The organism is Rhodococcus sp. BP-349, assembly GCF_019835845.1.
Classification (GTDB): Bacteria; Actinomycetota; Actinomycetes; order Mycobacteriales; family Mycobacteriaceae; genus Rhodococcoides.
In genome coordinates this window covers 2028220-2045773 of sequence record NZ_JABUDR010000001.1, presented here as the reverse complement: position 1 = coordinate 2045773, position 17554 = coordinate 2028220, and the positions used below count along the sequence as shown (strand labels likewise).

Below are 17554 nucleotides of genomic sequence, written 5' to 3'. Positions count from 1 at the left end.
CGGTGGTCGAGAGCCGGCGAAGCTCGCGTCTACTCTGAGTGATCGTGCGAGCCATCCTCATCGTCAATCCGAACGCCACGTCCACCACGGCTGCCGGCCGGGACCTGGTGGCGCACGCGCTCGCGAGCCGGGTGTCGCTCAGCGTTCTCCACACCACGCACCGAGGACACGCCAGTGAACTCGCGACCGAGGCCCGCCGGGCCGGTATCGATCTGGTGATCGTGCACGGTGGCGACGGGACGGTGAACGAGGTGGTGAACGGACTTCTCGGGGTTCCGGCCCCGACCTCCATGCAGTCGGTCACCGTGGGACCCGTGCCTCTGCTGGCGGTCGTTCCCGGCGGATCCGCCAACGTGTTCGCTCGCTCGCTGGGCATCGCGAAGGATCCGGTCGAGGCCACCAACCAGCTCATCGATCTGCTGGAGTCGGGATCGAGCCGGCGTATCGGTCTGGGGCACTGCGACCGGACGTGGTTCCTGTTCAACGCCGGCCTGGGATGGGACGCGGACGTGTGCGACGCGATCGATCGAGGCCGCAAGGGCGGTGAGGCGGTCACGCCCTCACGCTATGTCCGGACCGCGATCACCACGTTCTTCCGCCGCAAGCGCCGCGACCCGCACCTCACCGTGGAGACGGACACGGGCGAGGCCGTGGCGGGCGTCCACTTCGCGTTCGTGACCAACTCCGATCCGTGGACGTTCCTCGACGCGCGCCCGGTCCGGACGAACCCCGGGACGTCCTTCGACGGCGGACTCGGCATATTCGCAATGCGCTCCACGAAGGTGTTCACGACCTTACGAGTGGTGGTGCAAATGCTGTCCGGAACGTCCGGTCCGCATTCTCGGGCACTTCTTCGAGACGACGACGTGAAATGGATTCGCGTGCGTTCGGCGGAACCGACCGGCCTCCAGGTCGACGGCGACTACCTGGGAGAACGCACCGAGGTGGAATTCGCGTCCGCGCCCGACGCCCTCGCCGTCGTGGCGCCTTTACCTGGCGATACCCCGTAGGCCAAGCTACTGTGTTTCACATCTCCCGATCCGGGTACCAGACGTCGGGTGTGAATCCAAATCGGGTCCAGTGAGCTTGGCCACCCGCACCGCGTCATCTCTTGACTTCTGCTTGGTTCGTGAAAGCATTCACAAGTAACAGTGCGGAAACATTGGTTGCCGCGCTCGCGAACTGCAGGACAACAAGCCCACGGTCCGGACGTGAGTCCAGGACCAGTTATTCGACAGCGCCGTCGTGCGCTCAGTGAGGAGTAAGAGGATGGATTGGCGCCACAAGGCTATCTGTCGCGACGAGGACCCGGAACTGTTCTTCCCGGTGGGAAACAGCGGTCCGGCACTCGCACAGATCGCTGATGCCAAGGTCGTGTGCAACCGGTGCCCCGTCACCGCGGACTGCTTGTCCTGGGCTCTCGAGTCCGGCCAGGACGCGGGTGTCTGGGGTGGGATGAGCGAGGACGAGCGTCGCGCGCTGAAGCGTCGCAACGCACGGACCCGCGCACGCTCGGCGGTCTGACACAGCTCGTAAGACGCACGCAGGCCCGGCACCGCATGGTGCCGGGCCTTTTGTGTGTCCGACGGGGGTTCGCAACCCGGGTCAGCCGCGTGGCTCCCGGCGTCCGAGCGGGACGCGGAGCTCGGCGGCGGTGCCCCCGTCCCGCCCGGCCGCGACACTGATGGTGCCGCCCAGCTCCACCGTGACGAGTGTCGAGACGATCTGCAGTCCCAGCCGGTCGGACGCCGACGCGTCGAAGTCGTCGGAGACCCCGCGGCCGTCGTCGCGCACGGTGACCTCCAGCATGCGGGAGGACCGCCGGGACTCGATGGTCACGCGGCCTCGGGCACCCGGGTCGAACCCGTGCTCGAGCGAGTTCTGGACCAGCTCGGTGAGCACCATGACCAGCGGGGTCGCCCGTTCGGCCGGGAACACGCCCAGGCTGCCCTCACGACCGACGGTGACATCCGCCGACAGCGAGCCGATGTCGACCATGACGGGGACCAGGCGGTCCACCACCTCGTCCAGATCGACGACCTCGTCCACCGAGGTCGACAGCACGTCGTGGACGAGGGCGATGGAGGTGACCCGGCGGACCGACTCGCTCAGCGCGACCTTGGCCTCGTCGTTGTCCGTCCGTCGGGCCTGCAGACGCAGGAGGGCAGCGACGGTCTGGAGGTTGTTCTTGACCCGGTGATGGATCTCGCGGATGGTCGCGTCCTTGCTCAACAGTGCGCGATCGCGACGCTTCACCTCGGTGACGTCCCGGACCAGCACCAGAGCGCCCACGGACGTGCCGGCCGGACGCAGCGGAACCGTGCGCAGCAGGACGGTGGCACCGCGAGCGTCGACCTCCATGCGTCGACCCCCGGCGGACGCGACGGCCGCTCCGATGGTGGCGGCGATCTCCTCCGCGTCGAAGGGATCGGTGACGAGCGACCGGGTCGACGCAGCGAGGTCGTGGCCGGGGAGATCTGCCGTCAACCCCATCCGGTGGTAGGCGGACACCGCGTTGGGGCTCGCGTAGGTGACCATGCCGGCGGTGTCGAGGCGGATGAACCCGTCGCCGACGCGTGGGCTCGAGTTGACGTCCGTCTTCTCGGACGGCGAGGGGAACGACCCCTCCGCGATCATGTCGGAGAGGTGGTGGGCGCAGTCGCGGTACGCGGCCTCCAGCAAGCTCGGCGGTCGGCCGGAGACCGGCGCGGAGTCACGCGTCAGCACGGCGACCACGCGGCCGTCGACGCGCACGGGAACGGCGTCGTGGGGCGGACCCTGATCGTCGGGGAGGCGACCACCGCCGCGCACGATCGACGCCGTGCGCAGGCACTCCGCGACCTCGGGATGTTCGGTCTCCCCGACCACCGCACCGACCGTGTCCGACGGGATCACCGTGGGGGCCGTCGTCGGACGACACTGCGCGACGCACACCACCGTCGCCGTGTCCGACGACGTCACCGCACGCGATCCGGGATGGTCGACGGGTACCCAGAGCAGCAGGTCCGCGAAGGAGATGTCCGCGAGGATCTGCCACTCCCCCACGACGCGTTGCAGATGATCGACCGCCGTACCCGGCAGGTCGGTGTGCTCGGCGAGCATCTCGGACAGCGTGGACACGACGAATCACCCTGTCCCGGTACGGCGTCGGCTGGTCGGAGTGGTGACCGGATCAGGAGATGACGGCGATCAGGTCGCCCTGCTGGATGACGTCGCCCACGGCGACTCCGATGGACGTCACGGTGCCTGCGGACTCGGCGAGCACGGGAATCTCCATCTTCATCGACTCGAGCACCACCACGGCGTCGCCCTCGTTCACGTGATCACCCTCGGCGACGACGATCTGGAACACCGTCGACACCATCTCGGCTCGGACGTCCTCGGCCATCACGGTCCCCCTGTTCCATTCCGCTCGTCTGCACGCGCGTGTCGACTCGTTCGGTGAACGGACCACGCCGGAGGCACGGCCGCTCGTCGTACAGCCAACCACACGTGAGAAACTGGGTGGAACAGGAAGGAGATCCACCATGGGCAAGCGAGGACGCAAGAAGCGCAGCCGTAAGGGAAATGCAGCCAACCACGGCAAGCGCCCCAACAGCTGATCACGAGCATCACACGAGGAAGGGCCGGGACGCGATGCGTCCCGGCCCTTCCTTGCTTCGGCGATCAGTCCTCGGTGGCGGTGATGGTCACCGAACGCCGGATCTCGAGTGTCAGGCGCTCCCGCAGCCCTTCCGGAGCGCGCTCGCCGCCGCACTTGCGGCCGACGAGAGACTTGATCTTCTCCTCGATGCCGTACTGCGCGAGGCACGAACCGCAGCTGTCGAGGTGACGCTGCACGCGCTGCCTGCTCGCCTCGTCGCACTCGTTGTCGAGCAATGTCCACACGTCGGCGATGACGGCCGAGCAGTCCAGGTCCTCGAACTCGTTGCCGCTCATCGTGCTACCTCCTCGGTCGCCGCGGCGGACCGATTGAATCCACGGTCGCGAGCGACCTCCGCCAGTTCGTTGCGCAGTTGCTTGCGGCCGCGGTGCAACCGCGACATCACGGTGCCGATGGGCGTGCCCATGATCTCGGCGATCTCCTTGTACGGGAATCCCTCGACGTCGGCGTAGTACACCGCCATGCGGAACTCCTCGGGCAGCGCCTGCAGCGCCGCCTTGATGTCGTCGTCGGGCAGGGCGTCGAGCGCCTCGACCTCGGCGGACCGCAGACCAGTCGACGAATGTTCCGCGGTGGCCGCGAGCTGCCAGTCCGTGATCTCGTCCGTCGGGTACTGCGCCGGCTGACGCTGCTTCTTGCGATAGGAGTTGATGTACGTGTTGGTCAGGATGCGGTAGAGCCACGCCTTGAGGTTCGTGCCCTCGCGGAAACTCTTGAACGCCGTGTACGCCTTGACGTACGTCTCCTGGACCAGATCCTCGGCATCGGACGGGTTCCGCGTCATCCGCAGCGCTGCGCCGTACAGCTGATCGAGCAGCGGGAGCGCGTCACGCTCGAACCGCGCCGTCAGGTCCGCCGCGTTCTCGCGCGAGCGGATGCCGTCCTCGGTCTCGAGGATCGCAGGATCGACGGCGCCCGTCGTGGTGCCGGTCTCGGTACGTGGCTGATCGGTCACGCTGGCCCCTCTCGTGTGCCCCGCGGCGACCGCCCCGCCCTCCGAGGTGCTGACCTCGGACAGCCGGGAACCGGTGAGATCACCGTGGTCGTCCGGACTCCACTTTACCGGTGGGATCACCACCACATTCGTCAGCGTCGCCGAGAGCCTCTCGGCTCCGGAGCGCTCCGGTGCAACGACGTTCACACGCCCTCCTCCGTCGAGCGGCGGCGCACAGTGCGCGCCGTCCTGATGCTGCGTGCAACAGCCGTGGCCGTCGTCGTGTTCCCCCCGCTGCCGGATCGTCTCCGCGAGTACGGCGAGAATGTCGCGAACGAGCAGCCGATCACGACGTTCTCGCCGTACTCGCGGGGGTGGGTGATCACGGGGGAAGGGATCACGACGCATGGCCGGATCGGCCACTCCCGCGACGACGATGTTGTCGCGGCTCGGAATCGACTTCACCGTCCACACCTACGAGCACGACCGCGGCACCGAGCAGTACGGCACCGAAGCGGTCGATGCACTCTCCGCACGACTCGGTGTGTCGGCGGATCGGGTGTTCAAGACCCTGGTGGTGTCGACGGGCTCCTCGTTGGCGGTCGCGGTTCTTCCCGTACCGGACATGCTCGCCCTCAAGTCCGTCGCCGCCGCCCTCGAAGCGAGCAAGGTGTCGATGGCCGATCCGGCGGCCGTTCGCCGGTCGACGGGCTACGTGCTGGGGGGCGTCTCCCCGCTCGGTCAGCGCACGCCCCTGCCCACGGTCGTCGACACGTCGGCACTCGGGCACTCGACCCTCTTCTGCAGCGGCGGTCGGCGCGGCCTGGAGATCGAACTCTCCGCGCAGGATCTCGTCCGGGCCACCGCCGCGACAGTTGCGGACATCCGACGCGCGTCCGCCAGTGAGAGACTGTGACCGTGACGTCCTGGATCGCGCCCCTCGCCCCGCAGCCCGTCCGTGCGACCGTCGATCTCCCGGGGTCGAAGTCGATCACCAATCGCGCCCTGATCCTGGCCGCGCTCGCGGACGGACCGTCGACGGTGACCGGCGCTCTGCGCAGTCGCGACACCGATCTGATGATCGACGCGTTGCGCACCCTGGGTGCCGTCGTGGAGTCCGCCGACGACGGGACGACGGTGCGGATCACACCCGGACCCGGCCACGGCGGCGACGTGGACTGCGGTCTGGCCGGCACCGTCATGCGCTTCGTTCCCCCGGTCGCCGCGCTGGCCACCGGTCGCTCGCGCTTCGACGGCGACGAGCACGCCCGCTCGCGCCCACAGCAGACCATCCTCGACGCGCTCCGCGCCCTCGGTGTTCCCGTGAGCGGAGACCGGTTGCCGTTCGTCGTCGACGGCACGGGCCGGGTCCGCGGCGGAACGGTCCGACTGGACGCGTCCGGCTCGTCCCAGTTCGTGTCGGGGCTCCTGCTCTCGGCGGCGCGGTTCGACGAGGGGCTCGTCATCGAGCACGTCGGTCCCCCGGTGCCGTCGATGCCTCACATCGACATGACGGTGGAGATGCTGCGCGAGAGCGGGATCGAGGTGGAGACCCCCGAGGACTCGGGCGTCCCGAACCGGTGGCGCGTGCATCCCGGCGGCGTGGCTCCGGTCGACCGTGTCGTGGAACCGGACCTGTCCAACGCGACCCCGTTCCTCGCCGCGGCGGCCGTCACCGGCGGTGCGGTGACCGTGCCCCGGTGGCCCGTCCGCACGACGCAGCCCGGTGACGCGTTCCGTGACATCCTGACGTCGATGGGTGCCGAGGTGGTGCTCACTGCCGAGTCGCTCACGGCGCGGGGGCCGGAGAAACTCGAGGGCGTCGACGTGGACCTGCACGACATCGGCGAGCTGACCCCCACGGTCGCGGCGATGGCGGCCCTGGCCGGGTCCCCCTCGCGCCTGCGCGGGATCGCCCATCTGCGCGGGCACGAGACGGATCGACTCGCCGCACTCACGGCGGAACTCGGCGCACTCGGCTGCGGTGTCGAGGAGACCGAGGACGGCCTGATCATCGAGCCGGCGCCGCTGCACGGCGGACCGTGGCGGGCGTACGCCGACCACCGCATGGCCACGGCGGGCGCCGTGATCGGTCTCGTCGTCCCCAGCGTCGAGGTCGACGACATCGACTCCACGGCCAAGACGCTGCCGGGGTTCTCGAACCTGTGGAGCGCCATGCTCGCCGGAGGTGGTGCACGCTGATCCGGCGGGTGTACGACGAGTCGGACGTCCGTGTCCGACCGGGTAAGGGCACGCGCCCCCGAACGAAGACCCGGCCGACACACGCCGACGCGTCGGACGCGATGGTGGTCTCGGTCGACCGAGGCCGGTGGGGCTGTGTCATCGACAACGATCCCGAACGCCTCGTGGTCGCCATGCGGGCGCGCGAACTGGGCCGGACCCCGATCGTCGTGGGTGACGCGGTGGGCATCGTGGGCGACGTCTCGGGACGAGTCGACGCACTGGCCCGGATCGTCCGCGTGGACGATCGCCGAACGGTACTGCGTCGCACCGCCGACGACACGGATCCGTACGAACGCGTGGTGGTGGCCAACGCGGATCAGCTGCTGATCGTGGTGGCGCTGGCGGACCCGCCGCCGCGTTCGGGCTTCGTCGAGCGCGCGATGGTGGCTGCGTTCGTGGGCGGTCTGCGTCCCGTGCTGTGTCTGACGAAGGACGACCTGGCGGCCTCCGACGAGTTCGCCGCAGTCTTCGCCGACCTCGACGTGCCGGTGGTGCTCGTGGGTAGGGATCGTCCGCTGGACGAGCTCCTGTCGATGATCACCGGGAAGTCGTCCGCGCTGATCGGCCACTCGGGGGTGGGCAAGTCGACTCTGGTGAACCGGCTGGTGCCGGAAGCACACCGCGCCGTGGGAATCGTCTCCGGCGTCGGCAAGGGACGACACACGTCGACTCAGTCGGTGTCGCTGCATCTTCCGGGTGGCGGCTGGGTCATCGACACTCCCGGTATCCGGTCCTTCGGGCTGGCCCACATCTCTCCGGAGGACGTCGTAGCGGCGTTCTCGGACCTCGCCGTCACCATCGAGGACTGCCCGCGCGGCTGCACGCACCTCGGTCCGCCGGCCGACCCGGAGTGCGCTCTGGACACGCTGACAGGACAGCAGGCGAACCGCGTCGCCGCGGTCCGCCTGCTGTTGGTGGCTGTGATGTCGAACGACTCCTACTGACGGAGTCTCCTTCGGTCGGTCAGCGCGAGAGCAGCTTTCGCAGTCCCTTGCCGCGCTCGGACCCCTTGATCGCGGTCAGCAGACCGGCACGACGCCCGGTGACCGGATCGACGGTGGACGTGACCTGGCCGCCGAACTTGCGCTCGGATGCCGTCTCCGGAGCATCGTCCGCCGTGGCCTTGAGGTACTTGTCGGGGAGCGACAGCTTCGCGATGGTGCGCCAGGACTTGCCGTACTGGGCGAGGAACGGCCCTGTGGTGTAAGGCAGGTCGTACTTCTCGCACAGCTCCCGGACCCGCACGCTGATCGCCGCGAGCCGGTTGCTCGGCAGATCGGGGAACACATGGTGCTCGATCTGGTAGCAGAGGTTGCCCGACATGAAGGCGAGGGTCGGTCCGGCGTGGAAGTTGGCGCTGCCCAACATCTGTCGGAGGTACCACTGCCCCTGCGTCTCGTCCTGGAGGTCGTGGCGCGTGAACTTCTCCGCACCGTCCGGGAAGTGACCGCAGAAGATGACGGCATTGGTCCAGATGTTGCGGATGACGTTCGCCATGATGTTGGCGGTCACCGTCTTCCGATAGGACGCGGCGGGCGACAGCGACGTGATGGCCGGCGTGATCGCGTAGTCCTTCAGCATCTGGCGGCCGACCTTGTCGCCGACCTCCTTCAGCTTGCGTCGCGTCTCCTCCTTGGGCACACGGCCTTTCACGGCCTTGCCCAATTCGAGATGCTGCACCGCCACGCCGTACTCGAACAGGAGCATCAGCAGCGTGTTGTAGACGAGGTTGCCGGCGTTGAACGGGACCCACTTGCGGTCACGCGTGACGCGGATGAGGCCGTAGCCCACGTCGTCGTCCATCCCCAGCACGTTGGTGTACTTGTGATGGATGTAGTTGTGGGTCTGCTTCCAGTGCTCGGACGGACCGGTGTTGTCCCACTCCCACGAGGTGGAGTGGATCTCCGGGTCGTTCATCCAGTCCCACTGGCCGTGCATGACGTTGTGGCCGAGCTCCATGTTCTCGACGATCTTCGAGACGCCGAGCATCGCGCTACCGGCCCACCATGCGGCGCGGTGGTTGCTGGCGAGCATCGTGGTGCGGCCGAGAGCCTCGAGGGAGCGCTGGAAACGGATGGTGTTGCGGATGTACCGCGCATCCTTCTCGCCGCGCGACTCCTCGATCTCCCGACGCAGCGCGTCGAGTTCATGGCCCAGCGCCTCGACGTCGGCCTCGGTGAGGTGGGCATATTCCTTGACGTCGGAAATCGCCATGTGATCACTCCTCGGCAGGTGGTCGATGCCCGTGCGGGCCTGACCGTGGTTACTCTACCGGAAGTTACGCACCCGTAGGTTACGCCGTCGTATCTGTGACCCTCTTCACGGCCTGGCGCGCTTCGAGTCGTGCTTCGTGCATGGCCGATCGCAGTCCGCGCTTGCGACCGGTGACCGGATCGAACCGCACGCGATCCACGACCGACGAGCCGGCACCCTGGAAACGGCGCTCCGAACTGGTCTCCGGGGCGTCGTCCGACGTGCGACGAAGCAGCTGGTCGGGCAGCGACAGCTTGAAGATGGTGCGCAGCGCCTTCCAGTACTGAGTCGCCAGGTTGCCGGTGGTGTACGGCAGGTCGTACTTGTCGCAGAGGGCGCGCACGCGCACGGCCACCTCGGCGTATCGGTTGCTCGGCAGATCCGGGAACAGGTGGTGTTCGATCTGGTAGCAGAGGTTGCCGCTCATGAACGCCATCGTGGGGCCGGCCGTGAAGTTGGCACTACCGAGCATCTGCCGGAGGTACCACTCCTCGTGGGTCTCCGACTCGAACTGGCCCATCGTGAACTTCTCGGCCCCGTCCGGGAAGTGTCCACAGAAGATCACCGCGTACGCCCAGAGGTTTCGCACCACGTTGGCGGTGAGGTTGGCCCCGAGTGCACGACGCCACGCCGGACCCGCCAGCAGCGGGAAGAGCACGAAATCTTTGCCGACCTGCGACGCGACCTTCCGGGCGAACTCCTTGTTCGGCTCCGAGAGGAGCTCCGTGGCGGGAACACCGGCCTCGAGCTTCGCCGCGTCCAGGTCGTGCAGAGCGATGCCCCACTCGAACGTCAGTGCCAGCACCAGGTTGCCCAGGGGCTGCACCAGGTTACGAGGCCGCCATTTCTCGTCGCGGGTCATCCGAAGGATCCCGAAGCCCACGTCGTGGTCCATGCCGACGATGTTCGTGTACGTGTGATGCGAGTAGTTGTGTGCACGCTTCCAGTGCGCGGACGGGCCCGTCTGGTCCCACTCCCACGACGTCGAATGGATCTCCGGATCGTTCATCCAGTCCCACTGACCGTGAGAGACGTTGTGTCCCAACTCCATGTTCTCGATGATCTTGCTGGCCGCCAGCAGACCTGCGCCCACCAGTGCGGCAGACCGCCACCGAGATCCCATGATCGCCAGTCGTCCACCGACCTCGAGCGCACGCTGCAACGCGATGGTGCGGCGGATGTACTCCGCGTCCTTGCGTCCTCGGGTGTCCTCGACGTCCCGACGGATGGCATCGAGTTCACGACCGAGGGACTCGATGTCCTCGTCGGTCAGATGTGCGAACTCCAAGATGTCCGTGATGGCCATGCTGGTCTACTCCCCGGATCGCGGTACGCCATTCCTCGCACCGATTCGGTATCGGCGGGCAGGCTTTTCCGAGAATAGCGGACGAGCCTGTGTGCAGGGTGTGTGTGCGATCACCCACCCGCGGAGCGACCCGGGGCCGACGGAGTCAGAGTTCGAGAGTGCAGTCCCCGGCGGCCGCGGAGATGCATGTCTGGATCCGCTCGCCGTGCGCATGCTCCTTGCCCGAGCGGAGATCTCGGACGTGACCGTCGGTCAGCGGAACCACACACGTCTGACAGATCCCCATGCGGCATCCGAAAGGCATTCGCACACCGGCCTTCTCGCCGGCCTCCAGCAAGGTGGTGGCACCGTCCACCGCCACCGTGCGGTCGGAGACGGAGAACGTGACCGTGCCACCGTCGCTCGGCGCGCCGGTACGGACGATCTCGAACCGCTCGGTGTGCAGGTTCTCCGAGACCCCCGCCTCCCGCCACACCCTCTCGATGTCGTCGAGCATCGCCGCCGGGCCGCACGCCCACGTCTGACGCTCGCGCCAGTCCGGATAGTGCTCGTCGAGCGACCCCAGATCGAACTTGCCGTCCGAGCGGGTGTGCTGCACGTGGGACACGACCGAGTCGTACTTCGCGTCGAGGGCCGACAGCTCCGAGGCGAACATCACGTCGTCCGCCGTGGGAGCCGAGTGCACGTGCACCACGTCCGGCATGTGACCCCGCGCATCGAGACTGCGCAACATGCCGATCACCGGAGTGATGCCGCTGCCCGCAGTGACGAAGAGAATCTTGGCGGGCGGCGGCTCGGGAAGTGCGAAGTTCCCCTTCGGTGCAGCGAGACGCACGATGGTGCCCGACGGCACACCGCCGACGAGGTGCGACGACAGGAAACCCTCCGGCATCGCCTTGACGGCGATGGAGATCTGCTTGTCCTTCCAGTCCGGAGGCGACGTCAACGAGTACGAGCGCCAGTGCCACCGACCGTCGACGTGCAGGCCGATGCCGATGTACTGACCCGGCTTGTAGTCGAAGTCGAAACCCCATCCCGGCTTGATGACGATGGTCGCGGCGTCGCCGGTCACCTTCTCGATCCGCACGATGCGGCCGCGCAACTCACGCGCGGACCACAGCGGGTTGGCCAGGTGGAGATAGTCGTCGGGAATCAACGGCGTGGTGATGCGGGCGACAGCGCCACGCACCACGTTCAGCGACGGCCTGCGCGGAGACGACACGCTCGCCGCCGGGGCCTCGAGCCAGTCCTTGAATCCCATGTCACATCTCCTCGATCGAGCGGCCACCACGGACGCAGTCGACGACTGCGACGGAGCGTGGCGGTGTCAGAGCAGTTCCGGTGTCAGAGCAGTTCCAGAGTCAGAGCAGTTCCAGGAGAAACGGTATCTCCTGCGGTGCGTACCAGGCGAGCTCATGATCCTCGACGTCTCCCAGCACGAACTCGGCGTCGGGATCTCCCAGGTCGGCCTCGTCCACCGCGGCGACCGCGGCGCTCACCGCGGACTCGGCCGCCGCGAGATCGACGTGGACCGCCGCAACCTCGGTCAGCGAGAGGGGCGCCGGCAGGCGCACCACGGCGTCGTCGAGATCGGGGCGCAGCGTCACCGGATCGATGTCGGCGGCGATGACGACTCGGCGAAAGCTCGGGGTGGCATCGGCCACCTCGTCCCCGCCGTCGTCACCGTCGGAATCGAGATCCGGCTCGCCGCCGATCAACCGCAGCGACGCACGCGCGGCTTCCCGCAGCGCGACGTCGGCCAGCTCGTCGTCGTCACCGGAGACGTACGCCTCCCGCAGTCTCGGCGTCACGGCGAACGCCGTACGACTGACCGGCGAGAACTCACCCTCGTCCACCAGTGTCTGCAACATCCGCATGGTCGCCGGAACGAACACCCTCACCTGCGCCTCACTCCCTCACCGTCGTCAGCGGACGCTCTTGTCGTCGCGCGCCGCGTCGACCAGTTCCTCGAGTGCCTCGTGCAACAACGTGGTGATCACGTCGATGTCCGGCATCGCCGCCCGGTCCGCGTTCACACCGTAGTAGACGTTGCCGTCGTAGGACGTCAGGCCGATGCTGAGCGCCTGGTTGCGCACGAGCGGTGGCACCGGATACATCTCGAGCATGCGTGCACCGCCCGCGTACAGCGGGAACTGTGGGCCCGGAGCGTTGGTGACGATGATGTTGAACATGCGCTGGGACAAACTCGACCCGACGCGTGCACCCATCGCGTGCAGCGTGGCCGGCGCGAAGCCGGACAGTGTGATGAGCGTCGACGCCGTCACACCCGGGCTCTGTCGCAGGTGGGCCTCCGTCGCGTGCGACACGTGGGACAACCGGACCACTGCGTTCGGTTCGCCCACCGGCAGATCGATGAGGAAGGACTCGACCTCGTTGGGGGGCACGTCGCCCTCGTCGCCCGTCCCGGTGACCGCCGCGTGCACCGACAGGGGCACCATCGCGCGCACCGTGGTGTACGGGCCGATGGGCTCACCCCGCGAGAGCAACCAGTTCCGCAGAGCGCCGGACACGACCGTCAGCACGACGTCGTTGACCGTTCCCCCGAACTTCGACCGCACCAGCCGGTAGTCGTCGAGGTCCGTCTTGGCCACCGAGTACCGGCGGTTGCGGGAGATGGTCGTGTTCAACGGACTCGTCGGTGCCGTCTGCGCCGCGGTGCGGACCACCGCCGCGAACTTGCCCACGGCGCGCACGGCCTCCCCCGCGGCCCGCGTGACGTCTCCGACGGCGCCGCGCACCGCGTCCACGCCCTCCCCCGGTCGAGACACCAACTCGGCGAGCGCCTGGGCCACCAGCGCCTTCTCCGACGGTTCCCGCGCGGGCATCCACAACTCCTCGGCCATCGGAGTGGGTGCCTTGGTGGCGTCCAGGATGACCTGACTGATCTCGAGCGCCTTGTCGCCGTCCACGATCGACGAGTGCGACTTGGTGAAGATCGCGAATCTGTTCCGGGCCAGTCCCTCGACCAGATACATCTCCCACAGGGGCCTCGTGCGATCGAGGGGTCGTGAGGTGAGGCGCGCGACCAGGTCGTGCAGCTGTTCGGTCGATCCGGGCTTGGGTAGCGCGGACCGCCGGATGTGGTACGTGATGTCGAAGTCGCGATCGTCGACCCACACCGGCCGGGCCAGGCCGAAGGCCACCTCGCGCACCTTCTGGCGGTAGCGCGGAACGAGAGCGAGTCGGCTCTCGACGAGAGTCAGCAGTTCGTCGTAACTGAAGCCCCCGCGCGGGAGGCGAAAGACGGCGAGCGACCCCACGTGCATGGGAGTCGTGCTGGCCTCCAGGAAGTAGAAGGACGCGTCCTGAGTGGTGAGTCTGGTGGCCAACGCGCGAATCCCCTCGGTCGAGTGTGACGGCTCCCAGTCTCGCACGGCAGAGGAGACCGACCACGCCCACGATCGTCCACGTGGTCCGCGCCGTGTCGGTTCCCCGTCGTCCTCGTCGGAATTCACCGACCCTGATCGGCTGTGGTGTGACCGCGCCCCGCATCTGCGTCGACAGGCCGGAACCGCATCCGTGCGTGCAACACTCGCCGCACACCGGCCGTGGCCGCGCAGGTACGAGCATGGAGGGGAACGCATGACATCGGAGGTCGTTCACGTGGCTCGGTTGCCGAGGTCCGAGCCACCCGAGATCGGCGCGACTGCCGCGCCTGCGCGCCCCACGACCCGGTCGGCCGGGCGGTCGATCTCGTCACCGCGCCCCGGCCCGCACTCCGGACGATCGACCCCGCGTCCCACCCGGACCGCGGTCGGACCGTCGGAGGCCGACGCCCGTACCGCCGCGGCCGCGCGACACGTCGCCGATCGCGTCCTGCGTCTGACCCTCGAGGTGGTGGACCGCCGCCGGCCCGCGGCGTCGCTGCGTGCGGTGCTGTCGCCGGCGATGGTGGGAATGGCGACCGCCCTGTCGACGGCGGCAGTCCCCGGGCGGACCCTCGGTGTCGCCGTCGTCCGGACAGTGCACGTGCGCGCCGCCGGACCGGTGCCCGACGGCGCGGCCCACGGCGACGTCGAAGTCTTCGGCACCTACTCGCGCGGCACCCGCGTGTTCGCTGTCGCGGCGCGCCTCACGGCACGCCGCAACACCGCCGGTCCTGCCTGGGTGCTCACGAGCCTGCGTCTGTCCTGAGGCGGCGATGTCCGCCTCAGGACGAGCGGATCACTTGCGACGCTTGGCCTTCGGCGCACGCTTGACCGGCTTGACCCCGGCCCGAGCCGCCTCCCGACGCTCACGACGGGTACCGGAGCTCGACTCGCCCGTCGGAGACCCCGATCCGGCGCGGCGAACCGAGGTGCCGCCCGTCTCGTCCGGACCCGAGTAGGTCAGGCGACCGGTCGACTCCTCGTCGAGCCCCTTGGCGCGCAGCGCGGCAGGCGCGGCGGGCCGCGGTTCGGGCGCCGGTTCCGCAGTCGGTTCGGCTCGACGCGGCGCCGCGGGAGCGGCCTGCGCTGCCGGCGCGGCCTGTGCGGTGGGAGCGGCCTGCGCTGCCGGTCGGGCCGCGACAGGCGACTGCAGTCCCGCGCCCACCTGCAGGCCCGCGGCCGCCGCGGGGCTCGGCGCGGCTGCCTCGACCTGGAGATTGAACAGGAACCCGACGGACTCCTCCTTCAACCCGTCGAGCATGCCGGTGAACATGTCGTAACCCTCGCGCTGGTACTCGACGAGAGGATCGCGCTGCGCCATCGCACGCAGACCGATGCCCTCCTTGAGGTAGTCCATCTCGTAGAGGTGCTCACGCCATTTGCGGTCCAGCACGGACAGCAGCACGCGGCGTTCGAGTTCGCGCATACCGCCCTCGCCGGCGATCTCGTTAATCTCCGCCTCACGCGTGGCGTAGGCCGCCCGAGCATCGTCCAGCAGCGCCTCGCGCAGTTCGTCGCGCGAGAGGTCGCCCTTCTCGCCGAACTCGTTCTCCGCCGCGAGATCGGTGTGTTGCACGCCCACCGGGTAGAGCGTCTTCAGTGCGGTCCACAGCTGTTCGAGGTCCCAGTCCTCGACATAACCCTCCGAGGTGGCTCCGTCGACGTACGCGGTGACCACGTCGGTGATCATCTGCTCGACCTGGCCCTCCATGTCCTCTCCGCGGAGGATGCGTCGGCGCTCCTCGTAGATGACGGTGCGCTGCTGGTTCATCACCTCGTCGTACTTGAGGACGTTCTTGCGGATCTCGAAGTTCTGCTGCTCGACCTGCGTCTGCGCGCTCTTGATGGCCTTGGAGACCATCTTGGCCTCGATCGGAACGTCGTCCGGGAGGTTGAGTCGCGTCATGATCGACTCGAGAGCGGCACCGTTGAACCGGCGCATCAACTCGTCGCCGAGCGACAGGTAGAACCGGCTCTCCCCCGGGTCACCCTGACGACCCGAGCGTCCTCGCAACTGGTTGTCGATGCGGCGCGAATCGTGCCGCTCGGTACCGAGGACGTAGAGACCACCCGCGTCGCGGACCTTGTCCGCATCCTCACGGACCTGATCCTTGACCTTCTCCAGTGTGGGTTCCCACGCCGCCTCGTACTCCTCCGGCGACTCGACGGGATCGAGCCCCTGCCCGCGCAGCGCGAGGTCCGCGATGATGTCCGGGTTGCCGCCGAGCACCACGTCGGTTCCGCGACCCGCCATGTTGGTGGCCACCGTCACCGCACCGGACCGGCCGGCCTCGGCGATGATGGTCGCCTCCTGCTCGTGGAACTTGGCGTTGAGCACGTTGTGCGCGACACCGCGCTTGGTGAACTGCTTGGACAGGTACTCCGAGCGCTCGACACTGGTGGTACCGATCAGAACCGGCTGACCCTTCTCGTGCCGCTCCACGACGTCGTCGACGACAGCGCTGAACTTGGCTTCCTCGCTCTTGTAGATGAGGTCGCCGTTGTCCACACGCACCATCGGGCGGTTGGTGGGAATGGGGATGACACCGAGTGAGTACGTCTGGTGGAGCTCGGCCGCCTCCGTCTCGGCGGTACCGGTCATGCCGGAGAGCTTGTCGTACAGCCGGAAGTAGTTCTGCAGCGTGATCGTGGCGAGCGTCTGGTTCTCGGCCTTGATCTCCACCTTCTCCTTGGCCTCGATGGCCTGGTGCATGCCCTCGTTGTAGCGGCGACCCACCAGGATGCGGCCGGTGAACTCGTCGACGATGATGACGTCGCCGTCACGCACGATGTAGTCCTTGTCGCGCTGGTAGAGCTCCTTCGCCTTGATGGCGTTGTTCAGGTAGCTCACGAGCGGAGAGTTGGCCGCCTCGTACAGGTTGTCGATGCCCAGCTGGTCCTCGACGAACTCGACGCCCGCCTCGTGGACGCCGACCGTGCGCTTCTTGATGTCCACCTCGTAGTGGACGTCCTTCTTCATCATCGGCGCGATGCGGGCGAACTCGGGGTACCACTTCGACGATGCGTCCGCGGGGCCCGAGATGATCAGCGGGGTACGGGCCTCGTCGATGAGGATCGAGTCCACCTCGTCGACCACGGCGAAGTTGTGGCCGCGCTGGACCAGGTCGTCGAGCGAGTGCGTCATGTTGTCGCGGAGGTAGTCGAAGCCGAACTCGTTGTTGGTGCCGTAGGTGATGTCCGCCGCATAGGCGGCGCGGCGCTCGGCGGGCGTCATCCCCGAGAGGATCACGTCGACACTCAGACCGAGGAAGCGGTGGACGCGACCCATCCACTCCGAGTCGCGCTTGGCCAGGTAGTCGTTGACCGTGACCACGTGGACGCCCTCACCGGACAGCGCGTTGAGGTAGGCCGGGAGGACGCAGGTGAGTGTCTTGCCCTCGCCGGTCTTCATCTCCGCGACGTTGCCGAAGTGCAGCGCGGCGCCGCCCATGATCTGCACGTCGAAGTGCCGTTGGGACAGCACTCGCTTGGACGCCTCGCGGGCGACCGCGAACGCCTCGGGCAGCAGCTCGTCGAGGCTCTCGCCGTCCTGGTGCCGTTTCTTGAACTCGTCGGTCTTCGCACGCAGTTCCGCGTCCGAGAGGGACTCGACGTCCGGCGACAGAGACGACACGTGGTCGGCGATGTGCTTCAGCCGCTTCACCATGCGACCTTCACCGACACGGAGCAACTTGGACAACGACAACGTCGGCACGGGCTTTACTCGTCCTCAATATCGGGTACGTGGGGCGTGAACCGAGCTC

At 67.9% G+C, this 17554-nt stretch carries 17 protein-coding genes; 7 read left to right on the top strand and 10 right to left on the bottom strand.

What is annotated here, in order from left to right:
• Positions 1-44: 44 nt before the first annotated feature.
• A complete protein-coding gene (locus HQ325_RS09680; RefSeq protein ID WP_222628421.1) occupies positions 45-1010 on the top strand; it encodes a diacylglycerol kinase family protein in 966 nt (321 codons plus the stop codon).
• A 259-nt stretch (positions 1011-1269) separates the two neighbouring features.
• Positions 1270-1524 (top strand): WhiB family transcriptional regulator, encoded by a 255-nt coding sequence (locus HQ325_RS09675; RefSeq protein ID WP_027506852.1) that lies wholly within the window; start codon positions 1270-1272, stop codon positions 1522-1524.
• An 81-nt stretch (positions 1525-1605) separates the two neighbouring features.
• Here HQ325_RS09675 and HQ325_RS09670 read toward each other — a convergent pair whose 3' ends face one another.
• Together HQ325_RS09670 and HQ325_RS09665 are read right to left on the bottom strand one after the other, a co-directional pair.
• The gene (locus HQ325_RS09670; protein ID WP_222628419.1) at positions 1606-3120 is read right to left on the bottom strand and encodes a sensor histidine kinase; all 1515 of its coding nucleotides are present in this window, start codon (positions 3118-3120) and stop codon (positions 1606-1608) included.
• A gap of 52 nt (positions 3121-3172) precedes the next feature.
• The gene (locus tag HQ325_RS09665; RefSeq protein WP_027506854.1) at positions 3173-3388 is read right to left on the bottom strand and encodes a biotin/lipoyl-binding carrier protein; all 216 of its coding nucleotides are present in this window, start codon (positions 3386-3388) and stop codon (positions 3173-3175) included.
• A 139-nt stretch (positions 3389-3527) separates the two neighbouring features.
• Between HQ325_RS09665 and HQ325_RS22965 the strand changes: the two genes are divergently transcribed.
• On the top strand, positions 3528-3602 hold the full coding sequence (locus HQ325_RS22965; protein ID WP_110293457.1) for a 50S ribosomal protein bL37: 75 nt from the start codon (positions 3528-3530) through the stop codon (positions 3600-3602).
• Positions 3603-3666: 64 nt separating this feature from the next.
• Here the strand turns inward: HQ325_RS22965 and rsrA are convergent, their stop codons facing one another.
• Both rsrA and HQ325_RS09655 read right to left on the bottom strand, forming a co-directional pair.
• Positions 3667-3939, bottom strand: coding sequence for a mycothiol system anti-sigma-R factor (rsrA, locus tag HQ325_RS09660; protein WP_027506855.1), 273 nt, complete (start codon positions 3937-3939; stop codon positions 3667-3669).
• Positions 3936-4562 (bottom strand): sigma-70 family RNA polymerase sigma factor, encoded by a 627-nt coding sequence (locus HQ325_RS09655; protein ID WP_037186858.1) that lies wholly within the window; start codon positions 4560-4562, stop codon positions 3936-3938. Before HQ325_RS09655 ends, rsrA begins: the two co-directional genes overlap by 4 nt.
• 442 nt (positions 4563-5004) lie before the next feature.
• On the opposite strand from HQ325_RS09655, the gene HQ325_RS09650 reads away from it, so the two are divergent.
• Genes HQ325_RS09650 through rsgA form a run of 3 tightly spaced genes read left to right on the top strand, consistent with a single transcriptional unit; the run spans position 5005 to position 7786 of the window.
• The gene (locus HQ325_RS09650) at positions 5005-5514 is read left to right on the top strand and encodes an aminoacyl-tRNA deacylase (RefSeq protein ID WP_222628418.1); all 510 of its coding nucleotides are present in this window, start codon (positions 5005-5007) and stop codon (positions 5512-5514) included.
• 2 nt (positions 5515-5516) lie between these two features.
• Complete coding sequence (gene aroA / locus HQ325_RS09645) at positions 5517-6800, top strand: 3-phosphoshikimate 1-carboxyvinyltransferase (RefSeq protein ID WP_222628416.1); 1284 nt, start codon at positions 5517-5519, stop codon at positions 6798-6800.
• Positions 6764-7786, top strand: coding sequence for a ribosome small subunit-dependent GTPase A (gene rsgA, locus HQ325_RS09640; RefSeq protein ID WP_374107198.1), 1023 nt, complete (start codon positions 6764-6766; stop codon positions 7784-7786). The genes aroA and rsgA overlap by 37 nt, the downstream gene beginning before the upstream one ends.
• A 19-nt stretch (positions 7787-7805) precedes the next feature.
• On the opposite strand, the gene HQ325_RS09635 is transcribed toward rsgA, so the two are convergent.
• From HQ325_RS09635 to HQ325_RS09615, 5 genes are all read right to left on the bottom strand, one after another.
• A complete protein-coding gene (locus tag HQ325_RS09635) occupies positions 7806-9056 on the bottom strand; it encodes a fatty acid desaturase (protein WP_222628412.1) in 1251 nt (416 codons plus the stop codon).
• Between the two features lie 79 nt (positions 9057-9135).
• Positions 9136-10401 (bottom strand): fatty acid desaturase, encoded by a 1266-nt coding sequence (locus HQ325_RS09630; protein ID WP_222628409.1) that lies wholly within the window; start codon positions 10399-10401, stop codon positions 9136-9138.
• A gap of 145 nt (positions 10402-10546) precedes the next feature.
• The gene (locus HQ325_RS09625; protein WP_222628407.1) at positions 10547-11662 is read right to left on the bottom strand and encodes a ferredoxin reductase; all 1116 of its coding nucleotides are present in this window, start codon (positions 11660-11662) and stop codon (positions 10547-10549) included.
• Between the two features lie 100 nt (positions 11663-11762).
• Positions 11763-12272, bottom strand: coding sequence for a hypothetical protein (locus tag HQ325_RS09620; protein ID WP_261777779.1), 510 nt, complete (start codon positions 12270-12272; stop codon positions 11763-11765).
• A 54-nt stretch (positions 12273-12326) separates the two neighbouring features.
• The gene (locus HQ325_RS09615; protein WP_222628403.1) at positions 12327-13751 is read right to left on the bottom strand and encodes a wax ester/triacylglycerol synthase family O-acyltransferase; all 1425 of its coding nucleotides are present in this window, start codon (positions 13749-13751) and stop codon (positions 12327-12329) included.
• Between the two features lie 253 nt (positions 13752-14004).
• On the opposite strand from HQ325_RS09615, the gene HQ325_RS09610 reads away from it, so the two are divergent.
• On the top strand, positions 14005-14556 hold the full coding sequence (locus HQ325_RS09610; RefSeq protein WP_222628402.1) for an Rv3235 family protein: 552 nt from the start codon (positions 14005-14007) through the stop codon (positions 14554-14556).
• 30 nt (positions 14557-14586) lie between these two features.
• On the opposite strand, the gene secA is transcribed toward HQ325_RS09610, so the two are convergent.
• Positions 14587-17505: a preprotein translocase subunit SecA gene (secA, locus tag HQ325_RS09605; RefSeq protein WP_222628400.1), complete on the bottom strand. Its 2919-nt coding sequence runs from the start codon at positions 17503-17505 to the stop codon at positions 14587-14589.
• Positions 17506-17554 lie beyond the last annotated feature (49 nt).